This is a genomic window from Bacillus sp. FSL P4-0334 (genome assembly GCF_038004825.1).
Classification (GTDB): Bacteria; Bacillota; Bacilli; order Bacillales; family Bacillaceae; genus Bacillus; species Bacillus velezensis.
Map to the genome: position 1 here is coordinate 3,268,253 of NZ_JBBORX010000001.1, position 24,602 is coordinate 3,292,854.

The 24,602-nt window shown below is 44.5% G+C and carries 30 protein-coding genes and 1 other RNA gene; 11 read left to right on the forward strand and 20 right to left on the reverse strand.

Annotation, left to right across the window (positions count from 1 at the left end; all coding sequences use genetic code 11):
• Positions 1–16: 16 nt before the first annotated feature.
• Genes NSQ37_RS16320 through NSQ37_RS16330 form a run of 3 tightly spaced genes read right to left on the reverse strand, consistent with a single transcriptional unit; the run spans position 17 to position 2,065 of the window.
• Entirely contained in the window at positions 17–727 is a 711-nt protein-coding gene (locus NSQ37_RS16320; protein ID WP_007407997.1) for an AraC family transcriptional regulator, read from the reverse strand.
• A gap of 52 nt (positions 728–779) precedes the next feature.
• Positions 780–1,346: a TetR/AcrR family transcriptional regulator gene (locus NSQ37_RS16325; protein ID WP_076425261.1), complete on the reverse strand. Its 567-nt coding sequence runs from the start codon at positions 1,344–1,346 to the stop codon at positions 780–782.
• Positions 1,346–2,065 carry an MBL fold metallo-hydrolase gene (locus NSQ37_RS16330; RefSeq protein WP_014418104.1) on the reverse strand — a complete coding sequence of 240 codons (720 nt, stop codon included), beginning with the start codon at positions 2,063–2,065 and terminating at the stop codon, positions 1,346–1,348. Before NSQ37_RS16330 ends, NSQ37_RS16325 begins: the two co-directional genes overlap by 1 nt.
• A gap of 225 nt (positions 2,066–2,290) precedes the next feature.
• Between NSQ37_RS16330 and NSQ37_RS16335 the strand changes: the two genes are divergently transcribed.
• Positions 2,291–2,812 (forward strand): hypothetical protein, encoded by a 522-nt coding sequence (locus tag NSQ37_RS16335; RefSeq protein ID WP_063095052.1) that lies wholly within the window; start codon positions 2,291–2,293, stop codon positions 2,810–2,812.
• Positions 2,813–2,841: 29 nt separating this feature from the next.
• Here NSQ37_RS16335 and czrA read toward each other — a convergent pair whose 3' ends face one another.
• The gene (gene czrA / locus NSQ37_RS16340; protein WP_012117736.1) at positions 2,842–3,174 is read right to left on the reverse strand and encodes a Zn(II)-responsive metalloregulatory transcriptional repressor CzrA; all 333 of its coding nucleotides are present in this window, start codon (positions 3,172–3,174) and stop codon (positions 2,842–2,844) included.
• Between the two features lie 191 nt (positions 3,175–3,365).
• Here czrA and NSQ37_RS16345 point away from each other — a divergent pair, with 191 nt between their 5' ends.
• Positions 3,366–4,031 carry a lysozyme family protein gene (locus NSQ37_RS16345; RefSeq protein ID WP_003153802.1) on the forward strand — a complete coding sequence of 222 codons (666 nt, stop codon included), beginning with the start codon at positions 3,366–3,368 and terminating at the stop codon, positions 4,029–4,031.
• 64 nt (positions 4,032–4,095) lie between these two features.
• Here NSQ37_RS16345 and NSQ37_RS16350 read toward each other — a convergent pair whose 3' ends face one another.
• Both NSQ37_RS16350 and NSQ37_RS16355 read right to left on the reverse strand, forming a co-directional pair.
• Entirely contained in the window at positions 4,096–4,632 is a 537-nt protein-coding gene (locus NSQ37_RS16350; protein ID WP_015239997.1) for a DUF420 domain-containing protein, read from the reverse strand.
• Positions 4,633–4,776: 144 nt separating this feature from the next.
• Positions 4,777–5,559, reverse strand: a complete 783-nt coding sequence (locus NSQ37_RS16355) for a VLRF1 family aeRF1-type release factor (RefSeq protein WP_160242072.1) — start codon at positions 5,557–5,559, stop codon at positions 4,777–4,779.
• A gap of 188 nt (positions 5,560–5,747) precedes the next feature.
• Here NSQ37_RS16355 and NSQ37_RS16360 point away from each other — a divergent pair, with 188 nt between their 5' ends.
• Both NSQ37_RS16360 and NSQ37_RS16365 read left to right on the forward strand, forming a co-directional pair.
• A complete protein-coding gene (locus NSQ37_RS16360; RefSeq protein WP_014418107.1) occupies positions 5,748–6,251 on the forward strand; it encodes an N-acetyltransferase in 504 nt (167 codons plus the stop codon).
• A 64-nt stretch (positions 6,252–6,315) separates the two neighbouring features.
• Positions 6,316–7,293, forward strand: a complete 978-nt coding sequence (locus tag NSQ37_RS16365; RefSeq protein ID WP_253612920.1) for a S66 family peptidase — start codon at positions 6,316–6,318, stop codon at positions 7,291–7,293.
• A 31-nt stretch (positions 7,294–7,324) separates the two neighbouring features.
• On the opposite strand, the gene NSQ37_RS16370 is transcribed toward NSQ37_RS16365, so the two are convergent.
• The 7 genes from NSQ37_RS16370 to gerPC all read right to left on the reverse strand — a co-directional run bounded on the left by NSQ37_RS16370 (position 7,325) and on the right by gerPC (position 12,995).
• Entirely contained in the window at positions 7,325–7,717 is a 393-nt protein-coding gene (locus NSQ37_RS16370) for a hypothetical protein (RefSeq protein WP_032866464.1), read from the reverse strand.
• A 160-nt stretch (positions 7,718–7,877) separates the two neighbouring features.
• Complete coding sequence (locus NSQ37_RS16375; RefSeq protein ID WP_007407985.1) at positions 7,878–8,747, reverse strand: 3D domain-containing protein; 870 nt, start codon at positions 8,745–8,747, stop codon at positions 7,878–7,880.
• Between the two features lie 235 nt (positions 8,748–8,982).
• Positions 8,983–10,761 carry a DNA helicase RecQ gene (recQ, locus tag NSQ37_RS16380; protein WP_032866234.1) on the reverse strand — a complete coding sequence of 593 codons (1,779 nt, stop codon included), beginning with the start codon at positions 10,759–10,761 and terminating at the stop codon, positions 8,983–8,985.
• Positions 10,762–10,868: 107 nt separating this feature from the next.
• Positions 10,869–11,054, reverse strand: a non-coding RNA gene (gene ssrS, locus NSQ37_RS16385) — 6S RNA.
• Between the two features lie 215 nt (positions 11,055–11,269).
• The gene (locus tag NSQ37_RS16390) at positions 11,270–11,896 is read right to left on the reverse strand and encodes an FMN-dependent NADH-azoreductase (RefSeq protein WP_003153791.1); all 627 of its coding nucleotides are present in this window, start codon (positions 11,894–11,896) and stop codon (positions 11,270–11,272) included.
• Between the two features lie 144 nt (positions 11,897–12,040).
• Positions 12,041–12,532 (reverse strand): TraR/DksA family transcriptional regulator, encoded by a 492-nt coding sequence (locus NSQ37_RS16395; protein WP_003153790.1) that lies wholly within the window; start codon positions 12,530–12,532, stop codon positions 12,041–12,043.
• A gap of 82 nt (positions 12,533–12,614) precedes the next feature.
• Positions 12,615–12,995 carry a spore germination protein GerPC gene (gerPC, locus tag NSQ37_RS16400; protein WP_032866235.1) on the reverse strand — a complete coding sequence of 127 codons (381 nt, stop codon included), beginning with the start codon at positions 12,993–12,995 and terminating at the stop codon, positions 12,615–12,617.
• Between the two features lie 92 nt (positions 12,996–13,087).
• Here gerPC and NSQ37_RS16405 point away from each other — a divergent pair, with 92 nt between their 5' ends.
• Positions 13,088–13,321 (forward strand): hypothetical protein, encoded by a 234-nt coding sequence (locus NSQ37_RS16405; protein WP_012117743.1) that lies wholly within the window; start codon positions 13,088–13,090, stop codon positions 13,319–13,321.
• Here NSQ37_RS16405 and NSQ37_RS16410 read toward each other — a convergent pair.
• A complete protein-coding gene (locus NSQ37_RS16410; protein WP_032866236.1) occupies positions 13,308–13,790 on the reverse strand; it encodes an Hsp20/alpha crystallin family protein in 483 nt (160 codons plus the stop codon). The genes NSQ37_RS16405 and NSQ37_RS16410 overlap by 14 nt on opposite strands.
• Before the next feature lie 70 nt (positions 13,791–13,860).
• On the opposite strand from NSQ37_RS16410, the gene NSQ37_RS16415 reads away from it, so the two are divergent.
• Complete coding sequence (locus tag NSQ37_RS16415) at positions 13,861–14,133, forward strand: hypothetical protein (RefSeq protein ID WP_003153786.1); 273 nt, start codon at positions 13,861–13,863, stop codon at positions 14,131–14,133.
• Positions 14,130–14,363, forward strand: coding sequence for a hypothetical protein (locus tag NSQ37_RS16420; RefSeq protein ID WP_003153785.1), 234 nt, complete (start codon positions 14,130–14,132; stop codon positions 14,361–14,363). The genes NSQ37_RS16415 and NSQ37_RS16420 overlap by 4 nt, the downstream gene beginning before the upstream one ends.
• A gap of 44 nt (positions 14,364–14,407) precedes the next feature.
• On the opposite strand, the gene NSQ37_RS16425 is transcribed toward NSQ37_RS16420, so the two are convergent.
• From NSQ37_RS16425 to NSQ37_RS16435, 3 genes are all read right to left on the reverse strand, one after another.
• A complete protein-coding gene (locus NSQ37_RS16425) occupies positions 14,408–14,752 on the reverse strand; it encodes a PH domain-containing protein (RefSeq protein WP_003153783.1) in 345 nt (114 codons plus the stop codon).
• Between the two features lie 293 nt (positions 14,753–15,045).
• Positions 15,046–15,186, reverse strand: a complete 141-nt coding sequence (locus NSQ37_RS16430; RefSeq protein WP_192452614.1) for a DUF4025 domain-containing protein — start codon at positions 15,184–15,186, stop codon at positions 15,046–15,048.
• A 65-nt stretch (positions 15,187–15,251) separates the two neighbouring features.
• Positions 15,252–15,455, reverse strand: a complete 204-nt coding sequence (locus NSQ37_RS16435) for a DUF6501 family protein (protein ID WP_007407979.1) — start codon at positions 15,453–15,455, stop codon at positions 15,252–15,254.
• A gap of 183 nt (positions 15,456–15,638) precedes the next feature.
• On the opposite strand from NSQ37_RS16435, the gene NSQ37_RS16440 reads away from it, so the two are divergent.
• From NSQ37_RS16440 to NSQ37_RS16450, 3 genes are all read left to right on the forward strand, one after another.
• Positions 15,639–17,126, forward strand: a complete 1,488-nt coding sequence (locus tag NSQ37_RS16440; protein ID WP_007611960.1) for an aldehyde dehydrogenase family protein — start codon at positions 15,639–15,641, stop codon at positions 17,124–17,126.
• Between the two features lie 96 nt (positions 17,127–17,222).
• Positions 17,223–19,106, forward strand: a complete 1,884-nt coding sequence (locus tag NSQ37_RS16445) for a terpene cyclase/mutase family protein (protein ID WP_043021815.1) — start codon at positions 17,223–17,225, stop codon at positions 19,104–19,106.
• On the forward strand, positions 19,103–19,948 hold the full coding sequence (locus tag NSQ37_RS16450; RefSeq protein ID WP_007611962.1) for a superoxide dismutase: 846 nt from the start codon (positions 19,103–19,105) through the stop codon (positions 19,946–19,948). The genes NSQ37_RS16445 and NSQ37_RS16450 overlap by 4 nt, the downstream gene beginning before the upstream one ends.
• Positions 19,949–19,987: 39 nt before the next feature.
• Here NSQ37_RS16450 and NSQ37_RS16455 read toward each other — a convergent pair whose 3' ends face one another.
• A complete protein-coding gene (locus NSQ37_RS16455; RefSeq protein ID WP_007407975.1) occupies positions 19,988–21,325 on the reverse strand; it encodes a sodium-dependent transporter in 1,338 nt (445 codons plus the stop codon).
• 203 nt (positions 21,326–21,528) lie between these two features.
• On the opposite strand from NSQ37_RS16455, the gene NSQ37_RS16460 reads away from it, so the two are divergent.
• Positions 21,529–22,500, forward strand: coding sequence for a bile acid:sodium symporter family transporter (locus NSQ37_RS16460; RefSeq protein ID WP_151280599.1), 972 nt, complete (start codon positions 21,529–21,531; stop codon positions 22,498–22,500).
• Positions 22,501–22,532: 32 nt separating this feature from the next.
• On the opposite strand, the gene NSQ37_RS16465 is transcribed toward NSQ37_RS16460, so the two are convergent.
• Positions 22,533–23,279: an MBL fold metallo-hydrolase gene (locus NSQ37_RS16465; RefSeq protein ID WP_076425277.1), complete on the reverse strand. Its 747-nt coding sequence runs from the start codon at positions 23,277–23,279 to the stop codon at positions 22,533–22,535.
• Positions 23,280–23,352: 73 nt separating this feature from the next.
• Positions 23,353–24,600 carry a 2-oxoglutarate dehydrogenase complex dihydrolipoyllysine-residue succinyltransferase gene (gene odhB / locus NSQ37_RS16470; protein ID WP_253612919.1) on the reverse strand — a complete coding sequence of 416 codons (1,248 nt, stop codon included), beginning with the start codon at positions 24,598–24,600 and terminating at the stop codon, positions 23,353–23,355.
• Positions 24,601–24,602: the final 2 nt, after the last annotated feature.

A 24,602-nucleotide genomic window follows, 5' to 3' on the forward strand; every position in this document is an offset into this window, starting at 1 on the left:
TAACCGATTTTCAGGATTATTTATCAGATTGAAAGGTGTTTCGGAAGACACGCGGCGTTATTCCCTTATGTCTGACAAACCATCTGGTAAAGGAAGACAAATTTTGAAAGCCGACCTCCTGACTGATGTCTGTCAGCCGGCATTTTGTTTCAATAAGCATTTGTTCCGCTTTCTTCATACGGAGCTCAGCAATATAAGCTTGCGGGCTTTTCCCCGTCTGCTTTTTAAACCAGTCGGAATAATACGCCGGGTGGTAATGTTCCATTGCGGCAAGCTCTTTAATTGTAAAAGTCTTTGAGAGATTTCGGCGGATATACGCAATTGAATCATTTGTACGGTTTTCTTGTATCTTTTCAGCAATATATTCTGCAAGCAGACTCAATGAATGAGCCGATTGCTGCTTTGTCTCTTCTGTCAGCAGAAACCGAATCGATGTCCAAAAAGGATCAAGCTTATTCAGAACGCCGGGGGCAAATGAACCTTTGAAAAAATATGCCGGTATGTCGAGAACGAGACATTCATTTCGCTCCAAAGAACGGAACCGATGTTCATGCCCGGGCGGAATATACAACATTTGATCAGGTTTTAATCTGATTTTACGTCTTTCTGTCTCCAGGTCCAGCTGTCCTTCGAGCGGAAAGAGCATTTGACAGTATGTGTGTGCATGAGAATCAAAAATATGTGAATAGGTGCGCCGCTCACAAATGATATGTTGTAATGAATCCATTTGTCCCTCCTTTTTACATGATGCGTCTTTTTATTTAGTTTACATAATAATATTATTGTTTCCTCTCCTGCAAACCTCTTAGGAAAGCAACAACTGCAAACTTCCGGCTTTCCTTAATTGATTCGGTTAATTCAAATGCACTCTGTTTTCTCAACACGGCAAATCCGTGAAGAAGGCTCCTCAGTCCTCTCGCAGCATGAATCGCAGTGTCAGACTGTGCATATCCGTTAGCTGTCAGCTGCCTGACAACAAGCCCTACAAGCAGGCTTGACAGATTCTCAATCCGGCCATCTTTTATCTTTTGAAATGTTGCGTCATATAATCCGGGATTGGCTTCGGCGAAATTGATATAGGCATCGGCGAGAGCAAGCAAAGCCGTTTCGCCCGTCAGTCCTTCTGCAGAGGCCGCCATTTTTTCATATAACATAGTTAAACCGGAGACAGCCAGCTCTGCTTTAATTCCTTGAAGGCCATTGACAAAATTGTAAAGGGAAGGCGGTTTTACGTTTAAGGACTTTGCAACAGCCGCAAGCGTCACTTCGTTCAGCCCTTTTTCGTCAGCGATGCCTGCTGCGGCTCTCAATATCATGTCAAGGCTCATTCCGACTCTCGGTGACATTATGATCGGCCTCCCGGCAGGCTTCGTTCGGCTTCCTCAGCAGCCTCAGCCATCATTTCAACGGGATTGCAGAGAACATTTCCATGTCCGGCGGCCAGACTGCTTGGTTGATGAGCGATAAGCGTTCTTGCTGTTTTTACAGCTTCTTCTTTATTCCACGTAGCAAAAGCCGGAAACGGAAATTTCCATTTCAGCTTCCCTGAAACAGCAAGGCCGCCCCGTACTTGAAAGGCATCTCCGACGATCAGCATATCATTTCTCATATCTTTAAAAGCGAGGCTTCCCGGCGTATGACCGGGAGCGGGAATGACAAGTAAAGATCCGATCCGCTCGCCGCCTTTCAGCAGGCGATCAGGTTCGGTCTGAACATTTTTCGGCACTCCCCCCTTTATCGGCGTTTGTGCTTCATGCTCAAATAATGAAGTGTCACCTTTCAGCAAGAAAGAATCCCGCTCAGAAATACAGACGGAAGCATCCGGAAATTCCGCAGCTAATGAGTCAAGCGAACCGATGTGATCCCCGTGCGCGTGGGTGAGTAATATGTCATTCAGCGGCTTCCCAAGCTGCCGCAATGCTTGTTTGATTCCTTTATGACTGTTAGGCAGTCCGGCGTCAATCAGGGTTACTCCTTCTTCTTCTTCAACCAAATAACAATTCACCGGGAAGAGCGCGGGAAAAAAAGTCAGCTGCCAAACGGTTCCGTATTGTAAGATTCTCATCAACATCCCCCCAAAAACTAATATCATTAGTTTTATTATAACTAATACCGTTAGTTTATCAAGAGTTTTCTGTTTAAATCCTGAAAAAGGCGCGGGCGCTTCTCTTATGCAAAAAAAAGAAACGTGCATACTGTGATAAAAGATGCTTTCAGCCTGCGAATAAATCAGACTACTAAAACCAGCCGGATAAGCATACACTACTCAACGGAGGGGGAGTTCTACACCATGCATATCACACTTCAAAGCATCTGCCCTGTCTTAATGATTGCCTTTTTTCTGTATAAAAAGGTGAAACGGTCCGTCGGCTTTCAGCCTTTGAAACCCCGCTGGCTTTATACAAGAATGATTTTGTTTTCATTGCTGGCCGCAGCTCTGGCGTTTTTCAGCATCACACACCCGGCTTTATACGGCCATCTTATATTCGGCACTTTTTGCGGCTGGCTTCTGGTCCTGTTTGCAAAACGGAACATTTCATTTGAAGAACGCCGCGGAAAAATGTATTTTCGCACTCACCTGTGGATTGAACTTATTCTATTAACGTTATTCCTATCGAGATTTGTTTATCGCGTTATTGAAATGTACCGGGTCACAGCGGACTTTACCCATCCGGAGGCATACAGCCAAACGGTCGGGGCCGATCCGCTGACCATCAGTATCTTTTATTTCATCGCAGTTTATTACAGCGGCTTCTCTTTTTATGTTTTAAAAACGAGCAGAGACCAAACCAATAACAGTCAGTACGGTTGACATCCCTGTCTAAAAAGCAGGGATGTTTTTTAATCGTGCCGCGTATGGTGAATCATTTGCTGAAGCACATCTAACACATGTTCATCCTCAGGAGAATAATAGATGGATGTTCCTTCTCTGCGTGATTTGACGAGGCGCAGATTTTTAAGAAAACGCAGCTGATGAGAAACGGTAGACTGCAGCAAATTCAGCTTTTCTGCGATATCATTTACCGCGTGCTCACCCTGTGACAGCAAATGGAGAATTCTGATTCTGGTCGGGTCAGACAGCGCCTTAAAAGTCTGGGCAACCAAAAATAAAGTTTCCTCATCTAAATCGACAGCGGGGTCATTTTTGTTTCCGGATTCGTGAAATTCAGTCATATACCTCACCCTTCTTTTCTCAAGTAGCCCAATTATACCAAATGTCAATTGATGCAGATACATCCTGCGCCTGACAAAAGAACCGTTATTTTAAATTTATGTTTCAAATACGGGTTTCCGCTTGGTTTCGCGCATTCATCTGTGTCATAATGAAAAAGTCATAATGCTCCTGAAATTGAGGGTGAAACACAGTGGAGAAAAAGAAAAAAGGCTGTTTCGCTGCCGCGGGTCTTATGATGATATGTGTTTTTGTCATGGTTTCCTTCTTCCTCATTCTGCTATTTTCAAATAATGAATGGCTCAAAAGTCTTCCGTTTGATGTCAAACCGATCGTCCTTGAACGGCTGACAGATTACAAACCGCTTGTTGAAGACGAACTGGATGAAAAAGGACTCACCAAATATACATCGCTTGTACTCGGCATGATATATCAGGAGTCAAAAGGAAGAGGAAATGATCCCATGCAGTCTTCAGAATCTCTGGGTTTAAAGCGAAATGAGATTAAAAACCCTCAAACCAGTATCAAACAGGGAATCAAACAATTCACTCTCATGTACCAAACAGGCAAGAAAAAAGGCGTAGACTTGGATACGATTATACAAAGCTACAACATGGGAGCCGGCTATATTGATTTTGTGGCTGAACATGGAGGATCGCATACTGAGGAACTGGCAAAACAATACTCCGAGCAGCAGGTCAAAAAGAATCCGAAACTTTACACTTGCGGAGGGAACAAAGACAATTTCCGTTATCCCTACTGCTATGGTGATTACACGTACGCAGAAAAAGTAAAAGCAAAAACAAAAACCGTTGAACAATCCTTAAATGTAACAACACTTGAAACGCTTGAAGAGTAAAAGGCGCCCTGATGAGGCGCCTTTTTCAATCAATAGAAAAAAGCCGCGCAGAGCACGGCTTTTTTTAATAATACGGTGAGATCATTAAGTATACAATGACACCCGTCAGACTGACATACAGCCAGAGCGGCATCGTCCATCTCGCGATTTTTTTGTGGCGCTCCACTTGCATGCTGAATCCTCTGATCAGCGTAAACAGCGCAAGCGGCACGATAATGAAGGAAAGGCAAATATGCGTAATTAAAATAAAGAAGTAAATCCCGCGCATGATGCCGTGGCCGCCGAATAAAGTATTCTCAGCTATCGAGTGGTACACGACATAGCAGATCAAAAACAGCAAAGTCGTCGTAAACGCCGCTAAAATAAAGCGTTTGTGCGCTTGAATGTTTTTTTGCTTAATCATAAAGAGCGCTGCCAGCAAAAAGATAAACGTGAAGCTGTTAAAAATGGCATTTAACATCGGCAGAATATGAATATTGGCAATGCTGACCTGTCCCGATTTCGGCATAAAAAACAGCACCGCAATTAATCCGTTGATCAGAACGGTCAATGTCAGCACGACACCGGTATAACTTTTAGGTTTGTTTTCTGTCTGATTCATCTTATGACCTCTCTCAATTTTACTGACTATCCAAATGGTATGAGAATTCAGCTTTGATGTCAACGGTTTCGCCCGCTTCGTCAGAAATTAGACAAACTTAAGCCCTAAAAAGACCGGGTGTTTGAGACCCGGCCTTTCGTCATATTATGCTTCCTTCAACAGTTCTTCTATCACCTTATGTTCGTTTTCATTCAACAGATTTTTTGGAATGATCCGATCAATCGGTTTATTCATGTGCTGATCGAGAATATCGGCTGTTTCTTTGTCCCCTGCGATTACGAGACGCTCCCATTGGTGTGAAGCGGCCTTCTGATCAAGGTTCGAAGCCAATCGTTTATACAGCCTGTTTTGGTTTTCTTCGACGTGGGCTTTGGCGGCGTCTTCGTCCATCGATGCGGAGTTTCCGCTTACATCCTGCGGTTTCCACGATTCATTGATGACGTCGTAATGATAATGCTCCACTCCTTCAATTTTTCCGAGTACGGTTTCTATGATCTTCACTTCATTCTGCTGGGTGAGAATAAAAGCCGTGCTCGGAAATTGTTCACGAAGAATTTCTAATTGATCAAGGACAGGCGTCTCTTCCCAATAAAATCGTGTTTCAACAGGCACCTGCAATTCAATCGTCTCCCAAATACCGCCTTCTCCCGACGCAAAAAATACGAGACTTCGCGGCATCTCTTTACCAAGCCCATCGATATATTGATAGACACGTTCCATGATGCGGACGAGAGATTTTTCTTCTTCCGGATCACTGGCAGACAGATACTCTTTTAATCTCCGAAAACCGGTTTTCAAGGCGATTTTCCACTCTCCCCCCTGCTGATCCGGATTTCTCATATCCGTATTTACATATAAGGAAAGCATTTTATCAGGAGATTCCGTCATTACGTACTTCAATTTGCCGATGAGTGAGTCAATTGCCATTATAGATTCCTCCTATTTCCGCTGCTCACTGTTCCTTTCCCTATCCGCACCGCCTTAAAAACGTCAATCCACATATAAACGGCAGACTTTTCTAAAAAAGTTTTTGCAAAACCCATTTACAAACCAAGACATCATTTACTACAATGGATACTTGTGTTTAACTAAGACTTTTACGCTGTGAAAGGAGTATGATTTTGTTTACTGCAGAAGAAAGAGATCAGAAAGAGCTGGAAAAAGAGCTTCATAAACTTGAATTTCAGATTTTCAGAATGCGGGAAAATCTGATAGATGTATCAAAAGACGCGCGAGTGCTTGGTATTGATCAATCGAACAATGACGATTGGATCATTGTTTCCTCGATTGATGATGGCCAAACATGTAAGATTATGCTGACTGATTGTGAATCAGCCTACCGGGGAAGAGGCTGTTTTTCACTGATCGCCTCTTATTATGACAATGCCATTCATATCGGGGACATTAAAGGCCCGCCGAACCATGGCTACGGCTCGATCTGCATGAAATTTTTAAAACATATCGCCAGAGAGCAGAATATCCCGAAAGTGACGGGCGACATCGCTAAGCGTGATTGGGATCATGTCGACAGACTCGTTCATTTTTATGAAAAGCATCACTTTGATGTCTGGATTGACAATGATACGCAATCAGGCGGCATTAAATGGGTCGACCTGTAAAAAATAATAGAGAAACCCTCTTTTATATGGTGTAATAGATTAAACCATATAAGGAGGGTTTTTTTTGTATCCGGAAAAATTGAAAAAAGGTGACGGCATTCGTATTGTGTCTCCGGCCACAAGCATGTCCGTTATGTCAGATGAAAATATAAATGCCGCGAAGACAAAATTGGAGGAGCTGGGCTTTTGTGTCTCTTTTTCAGAGCATGCGAAAGAAATAAATGAATTTGATTCATCATCCATTGAATCGCGTGTACGGGATCTGCACGAGGCTTTCGCTGACCCTGACATCAAAGCGATTTTGACGACACTCGGCGGGTTCCAATCAAATCAGCTGCTCCGCTATCTTGATTATGAAAACATCAAGCGGCATCCGAAAATCCTTTGCGGCTATTCAGATATTACCGCTCTCGGCCATGCCATATATCAAAAAACCGGCCTTATTACATATTCCGGTCCCCATTTTTCTTCATTTGCCATGAAAAAAGGGCTGGACTATACGATTAAGTCTTTCTTGGCCTGCTGTGCTTCTGACAACCCGTATGAGGTAAAGCCTTCATCCGAGTGGAGTGATGATAAATGGTATTTGAACCAGGAGGACAGACGTTTTTATCGGAATCCGGGACCGCTCGTTATTCAACCCGGATATGCGGAAGGAACACTGATCGGAGGAAATCTATGCACGCTGAATCTTCTGCAGGGCACCGAATACTTTCCGGAGATGGAGCAAGTGATTCTGTTTATAGAAGATGATCATATGTCGGACATTCATATGTTTGACCGGGATTTGCAGTCACTCATCCACCTTCCCGCTTTTTCAGCCGTGAAGGGAATTGTCATCGGACGTTTCCAGCATGCTTCAAATGTGTCTGAGGAGGCTCTGCGTGCCGTCATCCGTACAAAAGAAGAACTGTCATCCATGCCTGTTATCGCAAATGCTGATTTCGGCCATACCTCCCCTTTGATGACATTCCCGATCGGAGGAACATGCAGGATAGAAGCCGGCTCAGAAGGCGGACGGATATGGATCGATCGGCATTAATACATAAAGACGGGAAAACCGCCCCGTCTTTTTATTTTGACGCCTTATGCCGCGGCGTGCGCGGAGCGATCATAATTCCTCCGCCGGCCGCTGCCGTCACCCATACGGAAGCTCCTTCATAAAAACGGCTGATCTCTTCATTATATACGGCATGTGTCAGTTCACGTTTATCATGCGTTCCGTCTTGGTTTTTTACGTTTAAAATAAGCACAAGCTCGTGCCTGCCATTCTTCATCACGCCAGTACGTCTCACCTTTTCAATAACGGCTGGCCTTCCTCTCCCTCTGTCAAGCGCCTGAAACAGCCTGACAGCAGGCATAGACAGTCCGATAACGAGCACAATGGCGAAAGCGGTGCATATACCTGCTTGAAACACCGGTGATTCTATGAAGGCATTCCATAAACATATAAATTCCGGCTCCATCAAATTCATACATCCCTTCAGATTCCGTTTTCACATCCATTCCTTATTATAAGAGAAACGCTTTTTCTTTTTCCGCATATAACGATTATATACAGTCAAAAAAGGGAAGAAAAAAAGAACACAAAGCATTTCGCCTTGTGTTCTTCATCTCTATATGAAACTAGTCTAATACTTTAACATTTACTGTTCTGACGCCCCAGTTGTTAGCGTCACTTTTCTTTGCAACAAATACGTCAATTTTATTTCCTTTAATTGCGCCGCCTGTATCTGCTGCTGTTGCCACTCCGTAACCTTCAACATAAACCTTAGAGCCAAGCGGAATGACACTAGGGTCTACCGCGATGACTTTTGCATCAGGGTTTTTGTTTAAGTCAACACCGGTTGCCGTTACACCGGAAATGCCGCCGTCGTTAGCAGAGTAAGCAGTTGCAGTCATTGTCAGCTGCTTTTTAGGCTCTTGTTGGTTTGTATTTGATTGAACAGGCTGCTGTTTTGCTTCGACAGCCTTCGCTTCTTGTTTAGGTTGTTGTTCTTGAACAGGTTCTTGTTTAGGCTGCTCGTTTTTGACAGCTTCTTGTTTCGGCTGTTCTGTCTCGGCAGCTGGTTTTTGTTCAGTTTGCGGCTGGCTGGCTTCTTGAGCCGGCTGTGCAGCCTGAGCCTGACCTTTCACATTTAACGTTGTGCCTGCGTAAATTATATCTGATTGCAAGTTATTCAAGCTTTTCAGATTGCCGACTGATGTTCCGAATTTCTGAGCAATTTTCCAGAGGCTGTCGCCCTGCTTCACTGTGTACTGCCCAGATGTGGTTGTTTCTACTGAAGAAATAGTCAGTTTCTCTCCTTCAATGATTAAATCAGAAGATAACTGATTCCATTCTTTTAAGTCCTTTAGGTTCACTCCGTTTTTTTGCGAGATCCCCCAGAGCGTGTCACCCTTTTGCACCGTGATTTCTTTAGCAGAAGCGTGAGCTCCAAATGCAGTTGTTGAAATTGCTGCAACTGCGACAAAGGACATAATCGTCTTCTTCATAAGTAAATCCTCCCTTGTTAGCTTTTTATTGGCGGCTAACAGGTGATATCGTAACATATGAAAATGTCAGTTCAATAACAAAACGATTTGAATTAGATTACAGTTCCTTTACATGAAACATTTCTCTCGCTTGGTAAGTCTTGCTGAAACCCTGATACAGCAAGGGTTTTCAAGCTTCTGATTTTTCCGGCGCGAATGAAAAACACAATGTGCAAATTTCTAAAAAAACTTTTTTTCACTCTGTTTCTCTTACATAATTTCGGATTTCTTCTAAAAAAACTGCTCCGTATTTCAATCTTTTTTGTTCCCCGACCCCTTTTACGGAAAGAAGATCCTGATCCGTTTTCGGAAGTTTCGCCGACATTTCTTTTAACGTCTGATCTGAGAACACGACAAATGGAGGCACGCCCTGTTCAGCTGCAATCTCTTTGCGGAGACGCCGGAGAAGCTCAAATAATTCATCATTTTCGGTAACGGCGGCGGCCTGTAAGGCTTCTTTTCTCGCGACTGCGCTTTTTCCAAGCAGAACGTCCCTGCCTTTTTGGGTGACCATAAGCGTCGGAAATGTGCCGTCCGCCATTCTGATATATTCATCTGAAATAAGGAATTCGATAAAATCACTGATTTCCGCTGCGGATTGATGCTTCATAATGCCGTAAGTGGACAGGCTGCTGAAGCCGTTTTCCAGCACTTTTTTATTTTTTGACCCGCTAAGCACCTGCGCCACCATCGTTTTTCCGAAACGCTCATTCATTCTGATGATGCATGATAATACCATCTGCGCTTCTTTTGTGACGTCATGGGCGGTCCTTGTATCAGTGCAATTGCCGCATGCTCCGCAAGCTTCCGCCTCATTCTCGCCGAAATACTTCAGAATAAACCGCTGCAGGCAATCTTCCGTATGACAGTAATCCACCATCTGTCTCAGTTTTTTGAGATCCTGCTTTTGTTTTTCTTCTCCGGCGGCCGATTGGTCTATTAAAAAACGCTGCACCATAATATCCTGCGGCGAAAACAAGAGCACACACTCGCTGTTAAGACCGTCGCGCCCGGCCCGTCCGGCTTCCTGGTAATAGCTCTCCATATCTTTCGGAATCTGCGCGTGTAAAACGAACCTGATGTTGCTCTTATCGATTCCCATTCCGAAAGCGGACGTAGCTACCATCACTTGTATCTGATCGTTAAGAAACCGCTCCTGCTGGTCTTTTCTGTCATCATCCGCCAATCCGCCGTGATAACGGCCGGCATTGATGCTGCTGCGTTTTAATTTCTCATATAAACGGTCGGTTTCTTTTCTTGTCGCTGTATATATAATGCCGGCTTCGTGTTTATTTTTTTCCAGGTACCGCTCGATAAACCGGTCTTTGTTTTCGCCCTTTACTACTTTAAACGTTAAATTCTCTCTGGCAAAACCGGTATATACAGTTTGTTCTTTCTTAATATGAAGCTGCTTGCAGATGTCATCATGAACCTCAGGCGTAGCCGTCGCCGTTAATGCGATGATGACGGGCGGTTCTTTTAATTCATTAAAAAGGATTTCGATATTCCGGTAACTCGGCCTGAAATCATGTCCCCATTGCGATATACAGTGAGCTTCGTCAATGGCGACAAGAGGAACCGTAATATTCTGCAGGATGTGAATGAATTCAGAAGAAGTCAAACGCTCCGGTGTGATGTAAAAGAGCCGGTAAGCCCCTTGTTTCAAACCGGTCAGGCGCTCATGAATGTCACGGCTTGTCTGGGTACTGTTAATATAAGCTGCCGCGATACCCGCTTCTTCAAGCGCGTCGACTTGATCTTTCATTAAGGAAATAAGAGGGGAAATAACGATTGTGGTTCCTTCAAACAGCAGTGCGGGAATCTGATAGCAGATTGATTTTCCGCCCCCCGTCGGCATAATGCAGACCGTGTTTTTTCTCTCCTCTGCAACTGATTGTATCGCCTGCTTTTGGCCCGCGCGAAGACTGTCGTAGCCAAAATAATGCGCCAGAAGGGATTGGGCTTTCTCCAGCATATGTTGTAAAACCTCACTTTGTCTTTGATTCTTTTATTTTATCATACTGATAAAGTACGCTGCTCAAGGGAAATTCAAAATAAAAAGCCATCTCCGCAAGGGAAATGGCTTTCGCTACGTATGCCGTACGCAAGTAAGAAAGTTTTAAACCACCACTCCTCAAAGTGGGTGTTTGCAGAAGCGTTCCTGTCGTCCTCTGCAATGGAGGCATGACATTCCGGCTTCGATATAAAACTCCCTATTACAGCTTAAAGGTTAAAACTTAATTAACAATACGAACAATGTAGCTTCTCTTATATCCTACACCATCAGTCGTATTTTGGCAAGAGGGTTAATTCTTTTACAGAAAACCTTTTTTCTTTGTGGAAAATGCTTTATTCTACATAAAAATTGTTTTTTCGACAAAATATCAATATATCAATATAAGATCAGATCGAAAGCAGCCGCCAGTTTCTTCTATAATAGAAAAAACTCTCACACCCTGTAGGGGCGCAAGAGTTAATGAAAATTAGAATTTTGCAGCCAGATCTTTCGCTTCTTGCAGTCCTTTTTCAATGATCGCTTGAGCGTTATCCGGTGCAGCATTATGGCCTTCAACGACAACAGTGTGAAGATCTTGGACACCCCAGAAACCGAGAACGGTTTTCATGAAGTTTAATGACATTTCAAGAGATGCCATCGGTCCTTCAGAATATACGCCGCCGCGTGCGTTTAAGAGCGCTACTTTTTTATCTCCCATTAGACCTTTAGGGCCTTCAGGCGTGTATGTGAAAGTAACTCCTGCGCGAGACAGGTAATCAACATAAGTATGAAGCACAGCAGGCACTGTGAAGTTCCAAAGCGGGAATGCAAACACGACTTTGTCAGCTTTGACAAATTGATTTAAGTAAATGTCAGCAGTTGACGCTTGTTTTTTCTCTTCGTCTGTCATTTCAATTCCTTTTGAAGCTTTGAATGTTCCGTTAATCATATCTCTTCCGAGGTAAGGAAGGTTTTCTTTATGAAGATCAAGTTCGATCACTTCATCATTCGGATTGTTTTCTTTATAAGCAGCCAGAAACGCTTCGTATAATTTTACGGATACGCCTTCTTCAGCCGTACGGTCACTTGATTTTACAAATAATACTTGAGACATTCTAAATTCCTCCCGGTAATCTTTTAATATTTACTTACAAATAGTATGTTACTTTCTTTTTTATATAAAGTCAATGATTTTATTTCGATTTTGAGATTTTTTATGGAATAAAAAAACAGGTACATATGAATGTACCTGCTGCTATTATTGTGAATCCTGCTCGCGATCCAGGATTTCGTAAGTTTGTGAGCTTTTTTGATCAACGGTTTCTTTATTTGAGAGGTCTTTCACCTGCTCGTGAAATTCCCTTTCATATGACGGAGCGTCTGTTTTCACATCCCCTTCTGTTTCTCGCTGCGCTTCGACGGTCATTCTGGCGTACGGCACGGCTTCAAGTCTTTCATAAGGAATTTCTTTTCCTGTTTTCTCGCAAATCCCGTATGTTCCTTTATCCATTCGTTCAAGCGCGGCGTTCACCTCATCTAAAAGATTCTGATCGACACCGTCCAGCGTCTGATTCGTGACCCTGTCCAAATAAATGCTTCCGTGATCAGCTAAGTGATTATCTACTCCGTTCGACAGTTCTCCTGTGTCTTCACTCATTGAATGATTTTCTTTTGATTCTCCCTGGAGACTTTCCTTTAAATCGATTAATTTATGATAAAGGCTGTCCTGCTGTTCTTTTGATAATGACATATTCATCATCTCCTTTTTCGTCTGTATTCTTCGCTGCATCTGTTAATACATACCCTCGAAAAAGGAGGCTGAAACAACGGGGTCAATGCTTTCTCCCCCTGATGGTGACATTGGGTGTCTGCTGCTTTGTCTGTCTTTTTTCTTTCGCAGCATCATTTTGCGGGTTGTCCCGAAATTCTTCAGCGCAGGCTTGTTTGAGCCTGTGCGCCGGTGTATGGTAAGTGGCGCCGATATTCAGCATACCGCTCAGCTCTTCTATACTCAGCTTTTCAAAATCAATATTGTACTCAACCTTGTCCACTTTGACGTGCTCAATATGGACATATGTTTTTTCCCCTTCCACCGTTTGCGGCTCAAAATGACACTTATCCTGAAGCTCATCAAGCTGTTGTTCCACTTTCTTAAGCCGGTCTAATTCTTCTTCACACACTTTTTTGAAAATCTCTTTCATTATTTTTTTCAAAGAAAATCACTTCTTTCCCCGTCACTCTTGGAAAGTTCTATGCGTCCCGCATTGCGAATATATAAACATGATATACAAAAAGGAGGCGAATCATGATGTTTTTTCCATCCGTTATCAATTTTGAGTATATAAAAATGAACGGAATAAGCGGCGGAGCAACTTTTAACACCGGCTCTTCCGTTATGGTGAGAAACACAGCAGCCAATAAAAGAAATGAAGGGTACGGTGAACAAAACGGTGATTGCACCGTTGTCGTCATCCCTATCATGAGTATCGATGATTCAGATCTGATAGATGGCACAGCAAACAAGATCAGCCTTCGATAATGATCTGGCTTGCATCCCCCAGATGTTTAGCAATCGATATATATAAAATCCCGTCTTTGAATACCGCCTGCATTCCCTTCGTACCTTGAGCGGAATGCGGAAGGTCGAGTTTTTTTTCAAAATCGCCGTATTTTCCGGTCTTCTGTTTAAAATCCTGTTCATTGAAAAAGGATTTTCTCGTGCCTTTTACGACGATATATTCTCCGTAGGACAGCAGCTGAACATCTTGTTTCCGGTAGCCGGGCAGATACAGCAAAAATTGGAGCTCATCATGGGTTTCCACAATATCTATAAGAGGAAAAGCACCCTCATTTCTACTCATTTGCCCATCTCCCTGTTGAAAGGGAAAATGAGAATGGCCGTTTTGAAATGATTTCAGTTGTTCATCATCAAAAACGTTTTTCCAAAAGTCGCCGCCGGACATGTTTTGCGCCATTTCCATCCATTGCTTCATCTTATCGAAATCCATTTTTATCGCCCCCTGTCTAAGCATACGGTCATAACAGCCGGCATACACCTGTATTAAAGGAGGTTTGCCTGTGGTTCAACCAACTCCATATATCAATATTAATATTTTCATGTTGAAAATTAATTCCTTTGAAAATGCTTCAGCGGTGAATGTCGGACAAAATTTACTGGCGGAATGGCAGAATTCTGATAAAAAGAATCAGGGATACGGACAGAACTTCGGAGATGCAAGCGGCTTCATCGGCACGAACGGCAAAGTGGATGACCGGGATCAAATTGATTCTCCATCTACCTTTGAGTCTGCATGCGATAAAATCCCTGCCGGAAAAGGAGGCCCATTATGATGTTTTCGCCGGTTTTGGTAAATGTAGGAGGCTTTAAAGTAAATGCAGTCGACCGCGGTTCTTCCATTACGATCGGCCCGTATCAGCAAATCGATTATTTTTTATCCAATAAGATCAACTACGGATTCGGTGAAGAGAATGGTGATTTGGCGCCGATTTATATCCCCATCAGTTCTATTGCTGATCCGGATCTCATTGATTCGAACTCCGGAAAAACAAGCATTATATAATAAAAAGGCCATCCGCATGCATTCGGATGGCTTTTATGTGATATTTAACTGCATAAGTATTTTGTTAAGATGGCTTGAACCTCAGTCAAGTCCGTTTCTTTTGCAAATTCCAATTCGAAAGTTTTTCCCCTTGTCATTAATACAAGCCCGGTATCTGGATCAAACATCCCCGCTTCTTGAATGGCGAAGCTTTCAATTGTTTTATATGGAAGAAATACGCGCACTTTCTTTTTGGAGAACATTTTATTATCAAAGAAAATCACTCGTTTATTCGTAAAGCATATTTGGTCAACCCGCAGTTTATAAATCGTTTCGATCCGTTCTCCCTCAACGAGCAAAGCCTCCAGCTTTTTTGTGTCGGTTGATCTGCTGACAGAAAAAATTCCCAATGAAGAACCCCACTTTCTGCTTCTATACTATTGTTTTATTACAATCATAAAAAAATAAGTTCTTTATCCCTATATAAGAATACGACATAGACGGCATTTAAACCATTACGAACAGATTACATTTTTAGAACGTTCATCAAAAAAGCCCTTCGCGAAAGGTGCCGCTGTTATGAAGTAGTACGGTTCAGCGAAAGAAAAGGTTTCAAGAAAACGGTATTTTTTTCGAAAAGTCAGTTTTTTATTTTCGCCATAAAAAACCGCGGCTTCTCCAATGCCGCGGTTTCAACAAAACATCAACGATCCGTATCTTCAATTGTTCCTTCTTTATAGGTATCTGAAATTTGTTCCATCGTCGTGTCGGTGCCTTCTTCAGTTTGCACTTGCTGAAGCTGATCTGATGTTTTATTTTGTTTGTCTTGCTCTGTTTTTTTCATTTTGCAGCCACCTTTTATATGTAGTCTTTTTTAGTATGGCTCAGGCAAAATGAATTCATTCAGCTTTAAACTTCTTCAAAATACTCTTTGTAGAAGCCTCCGACTTTGTTTGTATTGTCTACAACAAAAATGAATTCTTCTGTTTCATTTTTGACTTCATACTCTTTACCCGGCGTCAGCACATTTTTGACAATGTATTTTTTCGCATCTGTATGTACGCATTTGACCTTTTTGACGCTTTCTTTTGTCTGCCAATTATTATGAATCATTTATAAAACTCCTTTTCTTAATCGATAAGCTTATTGTAGCCGTTTTTTCTTGTGAATTGCAATAACGGTTATCGATTGATTTTACCGGAGGTGTTATTATAAAATGACTGTATGCGCTTACTTTGCGCGGACATCAAGATGCTCAAAACAGACCATAAAAAAATTTCGGGAGGTTTGTTACGAATGAGTTCTTTAACGATGCAGATCACAAAAAGGCTGGAAACATTTTTGCAGGGCACGAAAAAACTTTATATTGACGGAAAATTTGTTCCGAGCGCTTCAGGATCAACATTTGTCACACCGAATCCGGCAACCGGAGAAACGCTGATGACGCTTTACGAGGCACAGTCAGAAGACATTGACAGTGCAGTGAAAGCGGCACGCAAAGCCTTTGATCACGGCGAATGGCGCACTATGCCGGCCGCTTCCAGAAGCAGGCTGATGTATAAGCTTGCCGATTTAATGGAAGAGCACAAAACGGAACTCGCGCAGCTTGAAACACTTGATAACGGAAAACCGATTAATGAAACGACGAATGGGGATATCCCGCTTGCAATTGAGCATATGCGTTATTATGCCGGATGGTCTACAAAGATAACCGGACAAACAATTCCGGTCGCCGGCTCATATTTTAATTACACCCGCCATGAGCCTGTCGGCGTCGTGGGGCAGATCATCCCTTGGAACTTCCCGCTCCTTATGGCGATGTGGAAAATGGGCGCCGCCCTTGCCACAGGCTGCACAATCGTTTTGAAACCGGCCGAGCAGACACCGCTGACCGCCCTCTATTTAGCGGAATTAATAGATCAGGCGGGCTTCCCTGACGGCGTCATCAATATTGTTCCAGGGTTCGGCGAGACGGCCGGGGAAGCGCTGACCAACCATGACGATGTCGATAAACTCGCTTTTACCGGCTCTACAGAAATCGGCAAAAAAATCATGGAAAAAGCCGCAAAAAAAATTAAACGCGTGACACTGGAGCTTGGCGGAAAGTCACCTAACATCATTTTACCTGACGCCAATTTGAAGAAAGCCATTCCCGGCGCTTTAAACGGGGTCATGTTTAATCAGGGGCAGGTATGCTGCGCAGGCTCCCGCGTCTTCATTCACAAAGACAAATATGATGAGGTCGTCAGCGAAATGGTTTCATATGCGAAATCGCTTCAGCAAGGCGCCGGCCTTCACCAAGATACACAAATCGGCCCGCTCGTCAGTCAGGAACAGCATGAGCGCGTGCTTTCATATATTGAAAAAGGAAAAGCGGAAGGAGCCAAAGCTGTCGCGGGCGGCAGCTGCCCGTTTGAAGAAGGGTATTTTGTCTCCCCGACTGTATTTGCGGATGTGGATGACAGCATGACCATCGCAAAAGAAGAAATTTTCGGCCCTGTTTTAGCCGCCATTCCGTATGATACGGTAGATGAAGTCATTGAGCGGGCGAACCGCTCGGAATACGGCCTTGCAGCCGGACTTTGGACTGAGAATGTGAAAAACGCCCATTACATTGCTGACCGTCTCCAAGCCGGCACCATTTGGGTCAACTGCTACAATGTTTTCGATGCGGCATCTCCTTTCGGCGGCTATAAGCAGTCCGGCCTCGGGCGGGAAATGGGCTCTTACGCGCTGAATAATTATACAGAAGTGAAAAGCGTCTGGATCAATCTGGAAGATTAAATCAAACAAGAAACTGCTGCCTGTCAGCAGTTTCTTTCTTTTGTCATGCCGACTTTTACATATGAATATATATGCTTCTGAAGGAGTTGAGCGAGTGTGAGCACAATTCATGAAAACGTCAAAAGCCGCCAAAAGAAAACCATCTCTCTATTAAGAGAAACGCAAAATGCGGACGGCTCATGGTCATTTTGTTTTGAAGGACCGATTTTGACAAACGCCTTTCTGATCCTCCTCCTCACTTCTCTTGGAGACAATGATAAAGAACTGATCGCTGAGCTTGCAGAAGGCATTCGCGCTAAACAGCGCCCGGACGGAACTTTTGCCAACTATCCTGATGACCGGAAAGGAAATGTGACCGCCACTGTACAGGGCTATGCCGGCTTGCTGGCTTCCGGTTTATATAGCCGTTCTGAGGCGCATATGATTCAGGCCGAACGCTTTATCATCTCAAATGGCGGCTTGCGCAACGTACACTTCATGACAAAGTGGATGCTTGCGGCAAACGGCCTTTATCCATGGCCCGCGCTGCATCTGCCATTATCTTTCTTAGTCATTCCCCCATCCTTCCCGCTGCATTTTTACCAGTTCAGTACATACGCCCGTATTCATTTTGTACCGATGGCCGTGACGCTTAACAAAAGATTTTCGCTGAAAAATCCCAACGTTCCGTCTCTCGCGCATTTAGATCGGCATATGACTAAAAATCCGTTTACATGGCTTCGTTCCGATCAGGATGAGAACAGAGACCTCTCTTCTCTTTTCGCGCACTGGAAGCGGCTTTTGCAGATTCCTGCCGCTTTTCACCAGCTCGGTCTGCGTACGGCCAAAACGTATATGCTTGACCGGATTGAAGAAGACGGCACATTATACAGCTATGCGAGCGCCACTATTTTTATGGTGTACGGCCTGCTCGCTCTCGGTGTATCGCGCCACTCCCCCGTTATCAGAAAAGCGCTTGCCGGCACGAAAGCTTTGCTCACGTCTTGCGGCGATATACCGTACCTGGAAAATTCAACGTCGACCGTTTGGGATACGGCGCTTCTCAACTATGCGCTTATGAAAAGCGGCATCTCAGATAACGATCAGATGATAACCAGCGCCGCCCGGTTTCTGCGTGAACGGCAGCAGACGAAAGTCGCTGATTGGGCCGTTCACAACCCGCATGCTGAACCGGGAGGATGGGGTTTTTCAAACATCAATACAAATAATCCTGATTGTGATGACACAGCCGCAGTGCTCAAAGCCATTCCGCGAAAACTTTATCCCGCCTCATGGGAACGCGGACTGAGCTGGCTTTTGTCCATGCAAAACAGTGACGGCGGCTTCTCTGCTTTTGAGAAAAATGTCAATCATCCGCTGGTCCGCCTGCTGCCGCTGGAATCGGCTGAGGAAGCTGCCATCGATCCCTCAACAAGCGACTTAACCGGACGGGTGCTGCACTGTTTAGGAGAAGCGGGGCTTTCTTCTGATCACCCTCAGATTGAAAAGGCCGTCCAATGGCTGATCCGCCATCAAGAAGAGGACGGATCGTGGTACGGCAGATGGGGTGTCTGCTATATTTACGGCACATGGGCAGCGCTGACAGGAATGAAGGCTTGCGGCGTGAGCCAAAACCACCCGGCCGTGAAAAAAGCGATCCGCTGGCTGAAGTCCATTCAAAACGAGGACGGAAGCTGGGGGGAATCCTGTAAAAGCGCAGAAGAGAAAACCTATGTTCCGCTTTCTTACGGGACGCTTGTCCAGACGGCTTGGGCGGCCGAAGCTTTGCTGCAATACGAAAAAACTCATCATCAAGCCGTCACAAAAGGCATATCTTTTCTTATTGAAAACAGGCATTACGAAGGCGCCGCTTTCAGCTATCCGACCGGAATCGGCCTGCCGAAACAGTTTTACATCAGGTATCACAGCTACCCGTATGTGTTTTCTTTGCTTGCGCTCAGCACTTTTATGAAAATGAGTGAAAAGGAGGAAGAAAAATGAAACGGCACGCTTATCAAACCGAGATGCTGAATTGGTGTGAAACCTTGAAGGAACAAGTTATTCAGCAAGGTCGGTTCGATCGCTTCGCGGCACAAATCGACCGGATTTTTCACACCCTTCAGGATGATGGATTAACGGAGGCGGAATGGTACGAACAGGCATCGGCACTTTACCGGGACATTACTGAACCCGAAGAGCCCGATGAGCGCAGAGCTTATGTGCCGATCGGCAAGCATGTCCTCCCTAAACTGCCTTACAGTTATTCCGCATTGGAACCGTATATTTCAAGAGAGATTATGAAACTTCACCATACCAAACACCATCAGAGCTATGTTGACGGTCTGAATAAAGCAGAACTGGAGCTCAAAAAAGCGAGACAGACGAAACAGTACGACTTAGTGGCGCATTGGGAGCGGCAATTGGCGTTTCACGGCGCGGGCCATTATTTGCACAGTATTTTCTGGTTTTCGATGAATCCAAACGGAAAAAGACGGCCGACGGGGGCGCTCTTTCAAATGATTGATGTGTCATTCGGAAGCTACTCCGCTTTTAAAGAGCAATTTTCTCAAGCGGCGAAAAAAGTCGAAGGAGTCGGCTGGGCTATCCTAGTCTGGGCGCCGCGCGCCGGGCGGCTGGAGATTTTGGCCGCTGAGAAGCATCAGCTCTACAGCCAGTGGGACGTCATTCCTTTGCTTCCGCTGGATGTGTGGGAACACGCTTATTACTTACAATATAAAAACGACCGAGCGGCTTACGTGGATCAATGGTGGAATGTCGTTGATTGGCGGGAGGCGGAGAAACGGTTCGAGCAAGCGCACCGCGTGATATGGCCGCTTTATTAAAAAAGCCCCCGTCTTGAACGGGGGCCTGGTTCTTTTGGTTTAAAAAATACCAAGCACGTGCAGAAAAACGATAATAATGGCTACAGGAGCCACATAACGGATTAATAGGAGCCAGACTGCAAACCATTTTCGTTTTATACCGGAACCGCTTTTCAGTTCGTCAAACAGCATCTGTTTCGGGATTTTCAGCGGTACGAAAACGGCAATTAAAAGCGCGCCCAGCGGCATTAAGACATTGCTGACCAGAAAATCCGCAGCGTCAAAAATACTGCGGTGAAAAATAGAAACATCACTCAAAATTCCGTACGACAGCGCCGAAGGGACCCCGACAATAAATATAGCAAGTCCCCCGATCCATGCATACCGCTTCCGTTTTGCCGAATCGCCTTTTGACAAAACAGCAACTAAAATTTCAAGCATTGAAAAAGCCGATGTCAGCGTCGCAAATAAAAACAGCAGCAAAAAGGCGAGCAAAAACACGATGCCCAACGGCATTTGGTTAAAGACGGTCGGCAGCACGTTAAATAAAAGCTGCGGGCCTTGATCCGGCTTGAGGCCGAATGCAAACACCGCCGGAAAAATCGCCACTCCCGCCATCACAGCAACAAGGACATTTAATACCGTCACCGATACGGCGGATTGAACAATATTTTCTTCTTTTTCTAAATATGCGCTGTATGTAACCATTACGGACACTCCGACGCTTAACGAGAAAAATGATTGTCCCATCGCATATAAAATAGTATTGGCATCCATCGCGCCAAAATCAGGCATAAAAAAGAATTTTAATCCTTTTGCTGCATCATGCAGCGTAACGGAGCGGATCATTAAGAGAATAAACAGAATAAACAGAGCCGGCATCAGCACCTGGCTTACCTTTTCGATTCCGCTGCTCACCCCTTTTGCCACAACTAAAATCGTCAGCACGATAAACAGCAGCTGACCGAAAACGGCTGCATAAGGATTTGAAATGGTATCGATAAATAACGTATCAAATCCCGAAGAAAGCGATAAGCCGCCTGTAAAGCCTTTTATAATGTAGATTAATATCCATCCCCCCACTACGCTGTAGAAGGATAATAGAATAAAACACGTAATGATTCCGAGATATCCGATCCAGTGCCACTTTTTCCCCGGCGCGAGCGCCTTATAGGATTCAACGGCGTTTTTTTGTGTTTTTCTGCCGATAATAAATTCAGCAAGCAAAAGCGGCAGTCCGATTAAAACAGTAAATAAAATAAAAACAAGCAGAAAAGCGCCGCCTCCGCTGGTTCCCGCTACGTAAGGGAACTTCCATATTGCGCCGAGCCCGATTGCAGAGCCGGCCGTAGCTAAAATAAATCCCAGCTTAGATGACCATTGATTAGCTTCTTTCACTTCAGCACTCCCAATTCATTTCAGTATAAAAATCAATTGTAAGAATATATGTCTGAATAGTCAAGAAGATGTTAGTTTACATAATAATTTTATTGAAAACTTATATTTAATATTGAATTATTCAGAAAATTATTTATAATGGAATACAGAAAAGTCAGTCATATTTTCTGACTGATTGATTGAATGTAAAAGGAGCTGTGTTTATGGAATGGCTGAAAAAAATAAGCGGGTTTGCGGGCCAAACCTTTGGCTTGTGGGTTATCGTCTTTGCCGGTTTAGGATTCGCCTACCCTGATTTATTTTCTTGGATCAGTTCTTATATGACGATTTTCCTTGGTATTATTATGTTTGGGATGGGGCTTACTCTTCAAGCAGACGATTTTAAAGAATTAATCAGAAAGCCTTGGCATGTCGTGATCGGAGTCGCTGCCCAGTTTACGATTATGCCGCTTACGGCTTTCTGTTTATCAATCGGGCTCCGCCTCCCCGCAGAAATCGCCGCGGGCGTCATTCTGGTCGGATGCTGTCCGGGCGGTACGGCATCAAACGTCATGACGTTTTTGGCGAAAGGCAATACGGCGCTTTCTGTTGCGGTCACCACGATCTCAACATTGCTTGCTCCTATTGTAACGCCGGCACTTATTATGCTGTTTGCGAAAGAGTGGCTCCCCGTTTCTTTCGGCTCACTGTTTGTTTCCATTATGCAAGCCGTGCTTTTGCCGATCGTCCTCGGGGTGATTGTGCAGCTGTTCTTCAAAAAACAGGTCGGACAAGCCGTGCACGCGCTTCCTCTCGTGTCGGTAATCGGCATCGTAGCGATTGTATCCTCTGTCGTCAGCGTAAATCGTGAGCATCTGCTTCAATCAGGACTGCTGATTGTGTCTGTCGTCATCTTACATAACGGAATCGGATATTTGTTAGGATTCCTGACTGCAAAGCTGTTCAAAATGGATTATGCTTCACAAAAAGCGATTGCGATCGAAGTCGGAATGCAAAACTCCGGACTGGGTGCAGCGCTTGCGACAGCGCATTTCTCCCCTTTGTCAGCCGTGCCGAGCGCAATTTTCAGCATATGGCACAATCTGTCGGGGTCTGTTCTTGCCACCTACTGGTCTAAGAAAAAAGAGAAAAACAGCGCCGAAGAAGAAGAAACGGCAAAGATTCCGTTTTCATAACTGAACAAGGATAGGATAGGCTGCTGCCGCTCCTATCCTTGTTGATTCTGCAGATCACGAAGCAGACGCAAAAGCGCTTTTTTTACATCCCCCTGAAATAAACCTCCATGATAACAAATCAATTGGCGGATATCGTAATCGAGCAGCCGCTGCACAGAACGGACCGCATCATCCATATGTAACGTATAGCCGGGATTAGCAAGGTTCAGCTTTCCGTCTTCAATGACGACTGCATCACCTGTGACCATAGTTTTTTCGGCAGGCAGATAAAGACTGATATGGCCGGGTGTATGACCCGGCGTGGCTACAACGCGAATGCCTCCGCACCAAGGCAGCAGCTCGCCGTCAGTAACTGTCCGGTGAACTGGAGCCGGTTCGACTGATTGAAGCGAGCGGATGAACTGTTTTGCATAAGGCTTTGCATCCTCTGGCAATGAACAAAACGTTGATTCAGCCTGCTCAAGCCGTAAAGATTTTTTAGAGCCGTCAATATACGGCGCTTCACGCTCATGTACTGTCACGCTGACATCCGGATGCAAACGGTATAATGCAGCGAGTGAGCCGATATGGTCTATGTCGTGATGCGTTACAATGATTTTTGTCAATGAATGAAGCGACATTCCATGCCGGGCAGCAGCATGTTGAAGATGGTTTGTAAAACCGGGATATCCGCAGTCTATTAATATCGTGTCATGTTCGTCTTGCAGAAGAACCGGAGTGATAGAATGCAATTCTTCATTATATTCAAATTCGATCTCAAGCGGATAACAGCTTTTCATATAAATTCTCCCCTTCTCTCAATAAAAAAAGTACACTGCTTGTAAGGGCAGTGTACTTTTTGTCTGTCTCAAATTATCCTTCCAGCAACAGCTGTTCCGGATCTTCAAGCAGGTTTTTAATGGTAACAAGGAATCCGACCGCTTCTTTACCATCTACAATTCTGTGATCGTATGATAAAGCGATGTACATCATCGGACGGTTTTCAGAGCGCTCCGCATCAATCGCTACTGGGCGCAGCTGAATTTTGTGCATACCTAAGATCCCAACCTGAGGGCTGTTTAGGATCGGTGTTGACATAAGCGATCCGAATGTACCTCCGTTTGTGATCGTGAAGGAGCCTCCTTGCAGCTCACCTAATGTTAATTTATTGTTTCGCGCTTTCTTCGCAAGTTCGCCGATCTCTCTTTCAATGCCGGCAAACGTCAGGCGGTCAGCGTCACGCACGACTGGGACGACAAGCCCTTCTTCAGCCGCGACAGCGATACCGATGTCATAGAATTTTTTCACGATCAGCTCATCGCCTTGAATTTCAGCGTTAAGGAGCGGGAATTTTTTCAATGCAGCCACGACGGCTTTTGTAAAGAACGACATGAAACCGAGTTTTACATCGTTTTGCTCAAGGAATTGGTCTTTACGGCGTTTTCTTAGATTCATAACGGCCGTCATATCAACTTCGTTAAATGTAGTCAGCATCGCAGAAGTCTGCTGCACTTCAACCAATCGTTTCGCGATCGTCTGTCTGCGGCGGGACATTTTTTGCACTTCGACAGGTTTGTCAAAGCTTTGCTGTGTTTTTGGAGCCTGCTGTTTCGACTGTGCCGCAGGTTTTGAAGCCGGTTTTTCATAAGCTTCCACATCTTGTTTGCGCACGCGGCCGAGCGGGTCTCCCGTCGGAATTTGTGATAGATCAATTCCTTTTTCCCTTGCCAGCTTGCGTGCAGCCGGAGACGCTATCGTTCTGGATTTCGCTTCTGATTGTGCTTCCTGGCTGACTTCTTGTGCAGCAGGTTCAGCTTTTGCTTCCTCTTTCGTTTGTTCATTGGCTGGAGCACTTTCTGAAGGGGCGGGTGCAGAACTATCGCCAGCGCCTTCTGTAATGGTACCGATAATTTCTCCTACTTGGACGGTATCACCCGAATCTTTCAATACCTCTTTTAGAACACCCGATTCTTCTGCTGTCAATTCAACATTTACTTTATCCGTCTCCAGTTCAAGCAAGTACTCACCCTGTTCTACATAATCACCGGGCTGCTTTAACCATTGGGCTATCGTTCCTTCTGAGATTGATTCTGCTAATTCAGGTACCTTAATTTCCGCCATTT